Origin of the sequence: Metabacillus malikii, assembly GCF_030813355.1 — a bacterium.
GTDB lineage: Bacteria > Bacillota > Bacilli > Bacillales > Bacillaceae > Metabacillus > Metabacillus malikii.
Genome location: NZ_JAUSUD010000049.1, coordinates 1 through 10491, shown reverse-complemented (window position 1 = coordinate 10491; position 10491 = coordinate 1). Strand labels below are relative to the sequence as shown.

Genomic DNA, 10491 nt, shown 5'->3' with positions numbered 1-10491 from the left:
TACCAACTGAGCTAATGGCTCATTTCTAATGAATGATTGTAATGATAATTGACCAACTTGTCTTCGACACCCAAATCTCAGTTAGTTCTTTCAAGTAGTAGCTCGATTTGTGTGCTGCTGTTTTGCTTCGCAGCTTATTCGGTCGTGCTCTACCAACTGAGCTAATGGCTCATTTCTAATGAATGATTGTAATGATAATTGACCAACTTGTCTTCGACACCCAAATCTCAGTTAGTTCTTTCAAGGAGCAGCTCGATTTGTGTGCTGCTGTTTTGCTTCGCAGCTTATTCGGTCGTGCTCTACCAACTGAGCTAATGGCTCATTTCCAAGAATGAGTGTAATGATAGTTGATTATCTTGTTTATGACACCCGACATTTTATGTGTAATTATTCAGAAAGGTGAAAGTTTAACATAAAAAATGGCTGGGCTAGCTGGATTCGAACCAACGCATGACGGAGTCAAAGTCCGTTGCCTTACCGCTTGGCTATAGCCCAATGTTATTAACAAGAATTATATAATATCAGTATCAACGATTAATATCAAGATGTAATCATTACCAAGTGTTAATGGCGGTCCGGACGGGACTCGAACCCGCGACCTCCTGCGTGACAGGCAGGCATTCTAACCAACTGAACTACCGGACCTACTTAATGAAAAAACAAAGGGATGCAATAAAATCTTACATCCAATGAATCTATAATGACCCGTACGGGATTCGAACCCGTGTTACCGCCGTGAAAGGGCGGTGTCTTAACCGCTTGACCAACGGGCCATGAAATATGGCGGAGAAGGAGGGATTTGAACCCTCGCGCCGCTTACGCGACCTACACCCTTAGCAGGGGCGCCTCTTCAGCCTCTTGAGTACTTCCCCATATGGCTCCGCAGGTAGGACTCGAACCTACGACCGATCGGTTAACAGCCGATAGCTCTACCACTGAGCTACTGCGGAAAAATAAAAGACTTCTTTTATTATAATGAGTTGAATATAATATGTCAAGACTCTGTAAAAAATGCCTCGCCATCAGCGACGGCTTTTATAATTTATCATAGTAACCCTTAATTAGTCAACCCTAATTCATCAAGTAGATTTCTCCTTTACATTTCCCACAAAAATACCTCTTCGTATCTACTCTTTTTTTACGATTATATCTCTGATTACATTGTTTGCAACCATAAACAAATACTTTAGTATTCACTTTTCTCTCAGTTAATAATGGTGAACAAAATCTCGGTGCACCAACTTTCTTCATTAACTCTTTAAAATCATAATCTCCATGTTTATATCCTTTACCTTCAAGATGTAAATGGTAATGACATAGTTCGTGCTTAATAATCCCTACTACTTCATTAATTCCATGTTCTTGATAATATTTAGGGTTAATATCTATATTATGTGTACTTAAATTATACCTACCCCCTGTTGTTCTTAACCTTTTATTAAAAAAAGCTTTGTGGATAAACGGCTTTTTAAAATCGTTTATAGAAATATCCTCGACTAATTGTTGTAACTTTTTATCATCCACAGTTATTCCCCCGTCTATTTGTAACACTTTACGTTTCCTTTGCATAAATTATAAACACCCATACTCCATTATACTGAATAAGGAGGTATGACCATGCCATCTTGGTTACAGAACCAAATGCAACGTGCATTTCTCGAAAAAAATCGCTATCAAATTAAACTCCTTAATCAATGTTGGTTTTTCTATAGAGAAAAACACTGTTCATAAACTGCTGTCATTCTATAATGAAAAATAAAATCTATATACTTAATATTCAAGTTCATAAACTGCAATTGAAGAGAAGCATTAACGCTTCTCTTCACTTACCCCTCACACATTCCCTTTTCGCTCAGAAAATATCTTTATGAAGTCTTGAGCCTTTTAGAATATAACAAGTAATTACTAATCCTGCTTATCTTTAACCATCGTCAGCGCTACTCTTCCTTTTTTGAAATCAACATCGTCTACCCAAACTGTTACTACATCACCTACTGAAACAACATCAAGCGGGTGCTTTACAAATGAATGACGTAACTTAGAAATATGAACAAGCCCATCTTGCTTAACTCCTATATCGACAAATGCACCAAAGTCAACGACATTACGGACTGTACCTTGAAGTTCCATTCCTTGTTGCAAATCCTCTAATTTTAATACGTCCTTTTTCAATAATGGTTTGGCAACATCATCACGAGGGTCCCTCTCCGGCCGAACTAAAGCATCACAAATATCCTTTAATGTTAATTCACCGATACCGAGAATCTCTGATAAGCTTTCCAGATTAAGTGTTGTGATTTTTTCTCGCAACTCTTCGCTGCCCAAGTCAGCTTCAGTTACACCTAGTTGTTTAAGCAATTTACCTACTTCCTTGTATCTTTCTGGGTGAATGCTTGTACGATCTAATGGCTGTTCTCCATCTAATACTCTTAAAAACCCAATACATTGCTCATAAGTTTTTGCACCTAGTCTAGGAATGTCCTTTAATTGTTTACGACTTGAAAAGCGCCCTAATTCTTCCCTTTTTTTCACAATGTTGTTAGCTACAGCTTTACTTAGTCCAGCTACATATTGTAATAATGATGGTGATGCTGTATTTACATTAACACCTACTTGGTTTACAACAGTTTCAACAACAAATGTTAAGGAATCATTTAATTTCTTTTGGGACACATCATGTTGATATTGACCTACTCCAACTGATTTCGGGTCAATTTTCACCAGTTCTGCTAATGGGTCTTGAAGTCTTCTTGCTATTGAAACAGCACTTCTCTCTTCAACTTGTAGATCAGGAAATTCCTCCCTTGCTAAATCTGATGCTGAATACACACTCGCTCCTGCTTCATTAACTATTAGGTATGCTGCAGAGCTATTGCTTTCTTTTAAAATGTCGACAATGAATTGCTCTGTTTCCCTAGACGCTGTGCCATTCCCTATCGCAATAATCTCTATATGATATTTTGCAATGACTTCTTTAACGATTTCTTTCGCTTGCGCTAACTTATTCACTGGTTGATGAGGGTAAACGACACCAATATGAAGCATTTTACCGGTTTGGTCGACGACTGCTAATTTACAACCTGTTCGGAAAGCAGGGTCTACACCAAGGACCATCTTCCCCTTCAATGGTGGCTGCAATAATAAGTTCCTTAGATTTTCGGAAAATATATGTATCGCACGGTCTTCCGCTTTCTCAGATAATTCTTTCCTAATCTCTCGTTCGATTGATGGTTGTATTAACCTTTTGAAGGCATCTTCAATTGTCTCAACAATCAACTCTTTCACAATTGTTTGCTTTTGCCCTAGTACTTGCTTCTCGATATAGGTAAGGATTTGGCCAAGAGGAGGCTGAATCGAAATTTTCAAAATATCTTCTTTTTCTCCTCGATTTATCGCAAGAACTCGATGTGGGACAATCTTCGCGATTGGCTCTTCATATTCGTAGTACATCTCAAAGACATTCTTCTCGTCTTTTTCTGCATCTTTTACTATTGATGAAATAGTTCCTCTTTTAAACGTAATATCTCGAATCCATTGACGGTACTTAGGTTCATCAGATATTTGCTCTGCAATAATATCTTTGGCACCTTGTATAGCTTCTTCTGCAGACGAAACGTCCTTTTCTACATCTATAAATTCGGATGCTTTTTGATTTAAATCACCAACATTAGGTAATTGCAATAACCAATCAGCTAATGGTTGAAGTCCCTTTTCCTTAGCGATTGTTGCTTTTGTTCTTCTTTTTTGTTTATATGGGCGATATAAATCTTCTACTTGCTGTAGCTTCATCGCCTTTTGGATATCTGCTGCTAATTGTTCTGTAAGCTTTCCTTGTTCATTAATTAATCTTAAAACTTCTTCTTTTCTATTTTCTAGATTTTGTATGTATGTCCATTTTTCAGAGATATCACGAATTTGTACTTCGTCAAGCGCCCCAGTTTGCTCTTTACGGTAACGGGCAATAAAAGGCACAGTGTTTCCTTCCTCAATTAATGATATGACACTATTTATTTGTTTTATATTTATCGATAATTCTTTACTTATATGCTGTATGATATAATCCTGTCTATCAGTCATCATAACCCTCCAGTTTCATTTACTCCTTATTTCATTTCCTTTTTTAGTTTATCAAAATATAGGTGTTCAGTGAAATTATGCAACAGCAACCAAGGGAAATTATTCAGGTTTTCAATTAATCACTCTAATAGTGAACTAAGAGATTCTATCTATATAATAAGCAATCTTCTTAAGGTTTCCTCCGTGGTGATATCCAAGATAGCAGATACTCTCTTAAGTTAACCATTCTTTACTATACAAAACAGCCATAATAAAAGTCGGTTCAACTATTCTATACCTTAAAATAGTTGACCGACTATATATGTTAAATCATCATTACCTACTTTTGTATATTTACTAAGCGACTGAGACAATTCTTCAACAGAATGGCTTTGATTGAGTAACTCCTTAACAGCAGGTAAAACTAATCCATCAGTATGAATAATAAATTTTGATCCACGTTCATAAGAATAAGTCTGCGTGCGATATTTTTGCGGTTTACCTGACAAGTACCCTAGTATCGGAATCGGATAAATATATGATCCTGACGGCAAGCTGAATACAAAGCGGATGTTACCAACAGAACTATACGTAAACTTTTTTGATTTAAAATCCACCTTTAGAATTGAAACCGTAGCCCCCCGCTTGTTACGTAAAACTTTGTTACATAAATCAATTAAGACTTCGACATCTTCATGATGATTCTCTTCCACAAGCGTACAGATTGCAGATGAGGATTCATTTGCATATTCGCCACTTCCTAATCCATCAGCAAGAGCACATATTAAGTAATCCTCTGTTGCATTTATATAAAAGCTATCTCCACAGCATATTTTCCCTTGTTTTGGTATCTGAAAAGCTAGCGTATGGACAAAATCATTAGATTCTTGAATAATCATTTATTCATCTCCGAATTAATCGTATCGGCATCGATTGCTTCTTTCAATTTTTGAATCGCCTTCCTCTGTAATCTTGAGACATGCATTTGTGAAATACCTAATTTTTCACCTGTCTCCTTTTGACTTTTATTCATAATAAAAGTATAGTCTATTACTTCCTTTTCACGTTCCGTTAACACATGTAGTATGCTTTCAAGCATTAATTTCTGGTTTACCTTCTCGTATCCCTGATCCTCTGCCCCGACAATATCTAATATTGTCACAGTGCTCCCTTCAGAATCTGCTTCAATTGGATGGTCGACCGATAATGCTTGATAGCTTTTACTCATCTCCATCGTTTCAAGCACTTCTTCTTCTGTAACACCTAAATAATTAGCAATTTCATCTACTTTAGGCGAGCGTTGCTTTTCATTAGTAAGAACATCTATAGCAGCCTTCATCTTTGGTCCTAGCTCTTTAATTCTTCTAGGTACGTGGACACTCCATGTCTTATCTCGAAGAAACCTTTTAATTTCCCCAATAATAGTTGGAATAGCAAATGCTTCAAACGGCTTACCAACTGCTGGATCATATCTGCGGATTGCACCTAACAACCCCAATATTCCAACTTGTTTTATATCCTCATGAAACCCTTTACCTTTAGAGTACTTCCGAGCTAATGTATCCACTAAACCAGTGTAGCACTCAACCAAAATAGACTGTGCCATCTCGTCCTCTGTTTTTTGGTATTGGACGATTAATTCATTAATTTCTTCCTTAGTTAGCTTCATAGCTTGTGGTGGTTGTGCCATAGCCTATCCGCTCCCCACTTAGGTACTTAATCATGAAGACTGTCACTCCTGAATTTTCAAGGATACGTACTTCATCCATGAGTGTCTCCATTAAGTAAAGACCTAACCCTCCTTCAGGAAGCTGGTCGACAGGACTTGCAGCGGAATAAGGACCAAGTTCATGTTTGACCTTTTCAAAATTAAAACTTTTTCCATTATCAGCAACAATGACTTCTAAGCGGTCTTCAAACAATCCAAACCCAACGATTATTTCACCATTATCACTATTCTTATAGGCATGCTGGACTGCATTTGTACATGCCTCACTAGTGGCTATCTTCAAATCTTCTATATCATCATATGAATATCCCATTCTACTTGCAATCCCCGAAAGGGTTAATCTAATAATACCAACATATTCTGGCTTTGCTGGAATCTTCATTTCAATATAATCAACTAATTGATTCATTGCACTTCACCCTCTGATTTTGAAGATATGTCGATGATGTCATTTAGTCCAGTTATTCTAAATAAGCGTTCTAATCGTTCAGATAATTGAACAAGACTTAATTGACCGTCTTTTTTCCGAATCAATTTTAGAAATCCTATAAATACACCTAAACCAGTACTATCCATGTAAGAGACATGTTCTAGATTTATAATGACATGAGGATTTTCCCCTTCAGCTAGCGGATGTAATGTTTCCTTTAATTTTTGTGCGGTGTATACATCGATTTCACCCTCAATGAATACCTGTTTTTTATTATCAAGACTCTTTATCTCAACTTTTATGTCCATATGTCTCACCTCAAAAGAGCTTTTGTCTTATTTTCATACCCGTTAAGTAATTGTATTAAACCACTCTTTTAATGATTATTAATGTGAAATCATCATTTAGATGAAAGTCCTGCTTTTTTTCAAAGTAACGATAAATCCTTTCGACTATCAACTGAGCATCCTCGTGTTTATATTTGTGGATTAATTCAGTTATAAAGGATCGTTCAACAAATCCACCATCGATTCGTGATTCAGTCACACCATCGGAAAGCAGTATAATCATGTCTCCAGGTTTTACGTCCATCTCATATTGATCGTATGAAACATCATGATTGACACCTAAAACAAGTCCTTTTGCATTTAAATCATGAAAGGAATCTTGTTCAGAGTCATAATAAAATCCCGGTTCATGGCCTGCAGAAGAATAAGTAAATCTATGTTTATCCTCGTTATACATTCCATAAAACATCGTAATGAACATACTCGGGTCTACATTTTGTTCGACAACTCTATTTAAATTTTCTAAGATTTGGTTAGGATTTTTACGAGATTCAGGGAAGCTATCCATCGCATATTTAATCATCGACATACATAATGCGGCCGGAATTCCTTTACCGATGACATCTGCCACTGCAACACTTATCCCATTATCATCTTGAACGAAATGATGATAATCTCCATTCATCTGTTTAGCAGGGACACTGATGACACCTATATCTAAGTAATCAATAACAGGAACTGATGTATCGAGGAGCGTTTTCTGTACATTTGCAGCAATTTGAATTTCTGACTTAATCTCCAATTGTTGGTCGCGTAAACTTTGATGTTCTTGATAAGCCAGACCATATCCCATCATAACTTCTAATAGAAAGTCTAATGAAGCCAACACTTCATCCTGTATATCTGGGAAAATCTCCTGAAGAGCCTTTCTATGTGCATTTACAATCTCTTCAGGAGGTACCTGGAGTTCAATTGTTTTCCTACTGAATTTCTGCCCCTGATATAAATTTATCTCATTTTGTTCATCTATATAACTTTTTAATAGTTTTATATATTTACCTTCTAATATATGACGGTATTCCATCTATTACCTCCTACCTGAGCCATTTCACCGCTTGGATTTTCGTCCCAACTCCAACTTCTGAAGTTATCTCGAACTTATCCATTAAGCGCTTCACTCCAGGCAAACCTGCACCTAGACCTCCTGATGTCGAAAAGCCATCTTCCATCACTTTTCGAATATCCTGAATACCTAGTCCATTATCTTCCGCAATTATCTTTAAACCTTTTCTTCCATTACCTTCTAAAAAATCAATCCCTATTTGACCTTGTCCTGCATATAAATATATATTTCGCGCTAGTTCGGAAATTGCAGTTGTAATTCTAGCCTGGTCCACTTGACCAAAACCTAGCTCCTTAGCTGCATTCCGACCAAGTTGCCTTGCAGCAACTATATCCCATTCTGTTGCAATTTTAACACAGGATTGGTTTTCCATGTTTCACTCCCCCAACTCCTGCTGTAATGTTTCAAGACCTTTTTCTAAATCGAGAGCTGTTTGCACATCCTCAAGTTGAATGCCTAGCTCAATTAAAGTAATGGCAACTGCAGGCTGAATTCCTGTTAACACCACTTTCGCACCCATTAATCTCGACATACTGATCACATCACCGAGTACTTTTGCAATAAAAGAATCAATTACGTCTAATGAAGTTAAATCAATGACTACTCCTTTAGCACCAGTTTCATATATTTTATGTAATAAGTCTTCCTGAAATTGTAGTGCCGTTTGATCATCTAACTCCCATTGAATGGATATAAGTAAGCAATTCCCTAACTTTAAAATCGGTATTCTAGCGTTCATATGCTATTCCCCCACTGTTACAATTTGACGATTTGTTATTTCCAGAGCATACTCTATACCCTTTTGTAAACTGTTTTTTGTTAAAACTTGACTTAAATCTATACCTAGATTAACAATTGTTTGGGCGATTTCTGGACGTATCCCAACTATTAAACATTTAGCCCCCACTAGCCTTACAGCGTCTGCTGCTTGAATAATATGATGTGCAACCATTGTATCGACGATGGGAACACCTGTAATATCAATTAACACTACTTCGGCTCGATGCTTCACTACACCAAACAGTAAATTCTCCATCATTCTCTTTGCTCTCTCTGTATCTATCACACCAATTAACGGAAGAACTGTAATATTGTCAAATACCGGGATTAAGGGAGCTGATAATTCCTGAAGAGCCAGACGTTGTAATGTTACAACCCTTTCCCAAGATGTAGCATATTGGTTAAGAACCTCACTACTTAGTGAGATAAGCCATTTATCAAAAGATTGAACTAAATTAGCCCTATCTTCTAGATCTTCAACAAAAGATATCATTTCAAATAGTATACGGTTTAACTCCATTAATGCAGTTGAAATGTTTTTTAAAGACCAGCCTCGTTGGACGATCCTTTGAGAAAATTCATGTATCTTGTTCGTAATATCCTCTTCTGTCTTAAGTAAATGAATTTCTACTATTTTCATATATTCATTGCACGTAGTTGTAATCTCTTCCGTACTAATTTCTTTTTCACTTTTATCTAGTTCAATCATAGATTGCGTTTTCACAATCCACTTTTGCTTTATCACATCTTGTTTATCTAATATATATGTATGTAACGGCTCTAATGATTGTTGCATACCTATCTCCCTTCTCTTTACGCTAAACACACCCTCTTTTATTATAACGACTAAATTATATAAAAAAAAGAAGTACTCTTTAGACTACTATTCAATCATAATATTCACAGTCTACATTTCTAGTCATACTTTTTTTAAATTGTTTTATCATGATAGTTTACACATTTGAATTCTGCCAGTTTTCTCATCGCGATTATTGCATCTAAGTCGATAAGCAAAGCGACCTCTAGCTTTTCTTACTACTTTGTGTGTAACCTTCCTCTCAAACAGTTCCACCATCACAATAATGAATGGGCCTTTATGAGAACTTTCAACTTATACCCATTCTAGAAACATTTCTAAATTGTACTGTACGATATAAGAAAAAGGTTGCCTATTAGACAACCTCATTACAATAATTATATTCACTTTATATCATTAAAAATCAATAAGTCCTAAGCTTATTTGTAAGGCTTCGTCTACCTTATCCATCATTTCATCATCTAGATGAGTGATTTTATCGGTAAGCCTTTGCTTATCAATCGTTCGAATTTGTTCAAGTAGGATTACTGAATCCCTTTCAAATCCGTAACGCTTTGCATCAATCTCAACATGAGTTGGCAATTTTGCTTTTTGAATTTGGGCCGTGATTGCCGCTATAATAACTGTAGGGCTGAAGCGGTTTCCAATATCATTTTGTATGATTAATACAGGACGTACGCCACCTTGTTCCGAGCCTACAACAGGGGAAAGATCAGCAAAGTATACGTCACCGCGTTTAACAATCAAATGATTAACCCCCGCTTACTAAGCGTTCAACGGTATGATCAGCCTCAGATTCTGCCAGAAATGCTTCAGATGCAATATTTAAATTAATTTTCGCCACCTCCATGTAACCACGTCTCATAGATTCACGAATTTGGCGCATTTTGCGCTCTCTAATATACATCTTTGTTGCTTGGTAAATAAGCTCGCTTCTGTTTCCGTTTTCCTGTTTAACCAGTCCATCTAATTCTGAAACTAATGCTTGAGGTAACTGCACTAAGATTTCTGTTGTTGCGCTGGATTCAGACACAAACATACACCTCCACAAAAACTAACCATCCTATAATTCATTCCAAATTTAATAATACCATTAATAACCCAATAAGCAAAGCATTTTCCCTAGAAATGCGGAGACGCCTTGGTCAGCGACGTATGAACTGGAGCAATCCGTATGAGATAAAGGAAACACGAAGAGCGTTAGCGATTCGATGTTGACTTATCGTAAGGAGGATTGTGAAGTTCACTAGGCGCTAGGCGTCGTAGCTA

General features: G+C 36.7%; 13 protein-coding genes and 5 tRNA genes. 1 reads left to right on the top strand and 17 read right to left on the bottom strand.

The window, feature by feature from the left end; genetic code table 11:
* Nucleotides 1-420: 420 nt before the first annotated feature.
* The 6 genes from J2S19_RS23335 to J2S19_RS23310 form a co-directional block, all read right to left on the bottom strand.
* Nucleotides 421-495: transfer RNA gene (locus tag J2S19_RS23335), tRNA-Gln, on the bottom strand.
* 73 nt (nt 496-568) lie between these two features.
* Nucleotides 569-645 (bottom strand) — tRNA-Asp (locus tag J2S19_RS23330).
* Nucleotides 646-701: 56 nt separating this feature from the next.
* Nucleotides 702-773, bottom strand: a tRNA-Glu gene (locus J2S19_RS23325).
* 8 nt (nt 774-781) lie between these two features.
* A tRNA-Ser gene (locus J2S19_RS23320) sits at nt 782-872 on the bottom strand.
* 3 nt (nt 873-875) lie between these two features.
* Nucleotides 876-950, bottom strand: a tRNA-Asn gene (locus J2S19_RS23315).
* 121 nt (nt 951-1071) lie between these two features.
* Nucleotides 1072-1524 (bottom strand): SprT family protein, encoded by a 453-nt coding sequence (locus tag J2S19_RS23310; RefSeq protein WP_307347215.1) that lies wholly within the window; start codon nt 1522-1524, stop codon nt 1072-1074.
* Nucleotides 1525-1617: 93 nt separating this feature from the next.
* Here J2S19_RS23310 and cmpA point away from each other — a divergent pair, with 93 nt between their 5' ends.
* Nucleotides 1618-1731, top strand: a complete 114-nt coding sequence (gene cmpA, locus J2S19_RS23305; RefSeq protein WP_098799762.1) for a cortex morphogenetic protein CmpA — start codon at nt 1618-1620, stop codon at nt 1729-1731.
* A 174-nt stretch (nt 1732-1905) separates the two neighbouring features.
* On the opposite strand, the gene J2S19_RS23300 is transcribed toward cmpA, so the two are convergent.
* The 11 genes from J2S19_RS23300 to J2S19_RS23250 form a co-directional block, all read right to left on the bottom strand.
* Nucleotides 1906-4077 carry a Tex family protein gene (locus J2S19_RS23300; RefSeq protein ID WP_307347212.1) on the bottom strand — a complete coding sequence of 724 codons (2172 nt, stop codon included), beginning with the start codon at nt 4075-4077 and terminating at the stop codon, nt 1906-1908.
* 278 nt (nt 4078-4355) lie between these two features.
* Entirely contained in the window at nt 4356-4955 is a 600-nt protein-coding gene (locus J2S19_RS23295) for a PP2C family serine/threonine-protein phosphatase (protein ID WP_307347209.1), read from the bottom strand.
* The gene (gene sigB / locus J2S19_RS23290) at nt 4952-5746 is read right to left on the bottom strand and encodes an RNA polymerase sigma factor SigB (RefSeq protein WP_307347206.1); all 795 of its coding nucleotides are present in this window, start codon (nt 5744-5746) and stop codon (nt 4952-4954) included. Before sigB ends, J2S19_RS23295 begins: the two co-directional genes overlap by 4 nt.
* Nucleotides 5712-6194 (bottom strand): anti-sigma B factor RsbW, encoded by a 483-nt coding sequence (gene rsbW, locus J2S19_RS23285; RefSeq protein ID WP_307347203.1) that lies wholly within the window; start codon nt 6192-6194, stop codon nt 5712-5714. Before rsbW ends, sigB begins: the two co-directional genes overlap by 35 nt.
* Nucleotides 6191-6523 (bottom strand): STAS domain-containing protein, encoded by a 333-nt coding sequence (locus tag J2S19_RS23280; protein WP_307347200.1) that lies wholly within the window; start codon nt 6521-6523, stop codon nt 6191-6193. Before J2S19_RS23280 ends, rsbW begins: the two co-directional genes overlap by 4 nt.
* Before the next feature lie 55 nt (nt 6524-6578).
* The gene (locus J2S19_RS23275; protein ID WP_307347197.1) at nt 6579-7586 is read right to left on the bottom strand and encodes a PP2C family protein-serine/threonine phosphatase; all 1008 of its coding nucleotides are present in this window, start codon (nt 7584-7586) and stop codon (nt 6579-6581) included.
* Nucleotides 7587-7596: 10 nt separating this feature from the next.
* Nucleotides 7597-7998 (bottom strand): anti-sigma regulatory factor, encoded by a 402-nt coding sequence (locus J2S19_RS23270; protein ID WP_307347194.1) that lies wholly within the window; start codon nt 7996-7998, stop codon nt 7597-7599.
* Nucleotides 7999-8001: 3 nt separating this feature from the next.
* On the bottom strand, nt 8002-8364 hold the full coding sequence (locus J2S19_RS23265; RefSeq protein WP_307347191.1) for an STAS domain-containing protein: 363 nt from the start codon (nt 8362-8364) through the stop codon (nt 8002-8004).
* Between the two features lie 3 nt (nt 8365-8367).
* The gene (gene rsbRA, locus J2S19_RS23260) at nt 8368-9201 is read right to left on the bottom strand and encodes an RsbT co-antagonist protein RsbRA (RefSeq protein ID WP_307347188.1); all 834 of its coding nucleotides are present in this window, start codon (nt 9199-9201) and stop codon (nt 8368-8370) included.
* Between the two features lie 417 nt (nt 9202-9618).
* On the bottom strand, nt 9619-9969 hold the full coding sequence (ndoA, locus tag J2S19_RS23255; RefSeq protein ID WP_026562078.1) for a type II toxin-antitoxin system endoribonuclease NdoA: 351 nt from the start codon (nt 9967-9969) through the stop codon (nt 9619-9621).
* Between the two features lie 4 nt (nt 9970-9973).
* Complete coding sequence (locus J2S19_RS23250) at nt 9974-10255, bottom strand: CopG family ribbon-helix-helix protein (protein WP_307347185.1); 282 nt, start codon at nt 10253-10255, stop codon at nt 9974-9976.
* Between the last annotated feature and the right edge of the window lie 236 nt (nt 10256-10491).

Excerpts from the sequence above, each read along its gene's own strand:
- cmpA (WP_098799762.1), top strand. The coding sequence starts at position 1,618 with ATGCCATCTTGGTTACAGAACCAAATGCAACGTGCATTTCTCGAAAAA.
- J2S19_RS23300 (WP_307347212.1), bottom strand. The coding sequence starts at position 4,077 with ATGACTGATAGACAGGATTATATCATACAGCATATAAGTAAAGAATTA.
- J2S19_RS23295 (WP_307347209.1), bottom strand. The coding sequence starts at position 4,955 with ATGATTATTCAAGAATCTAATGATTTTGTCCATACGCTAGCTTTTCAG.
- sigB (WP_307347206.1), bottom strand. The coding sequence starts at position 5,746 with ATGGCACAACCACCACAAGCTATGAAGCTAACTAAGGAAGAAATTAAT.
- rsbW (WP_307347203.1), bottom strand. The coding sequence starts at position 6,194 with ATGAATCAATTAGTTGATTATATTGAAATGAAGATTCCAGCAAAGCCA.
- J2S19_RS23280 (WP_307347200.1), bottom strand. The coding sequence starts at position 6,523 with ATGGACATAAAAGTTGAGATAAAGAGTCTTGATAATAAAAAACAGGTA.
- J2S19_RS23275 (WP_307347197.1), bottom strand. The coding sequence starts at position 7,586 with ATGGAATACCGTCATATATTAGAAGGTAAATATATAAAACTATTAAAA.
- J2S19_RS23270 (WP_307347194.1), bottom strand. The coding sequence starts at position 7,998 with ATGGAAAACCAATCCTGTGTTAAAATTGCAACAGAATGGGATATAGTT.
- J2S19_RS23265 (WP_307347191.1), bottom strand. The coding sequence starts at position 8,364 with ATGAACGCTAGAATACCGATTTTAAAGTTAGGGAATTGCTTACTTATA.
- rsbRA (WP_307347188.1), bottom strand. The coding sequence starts at position 9,201 with ATGCAACAATCATTAGAGCCGTTACATACATATATATTAGATAAACAA.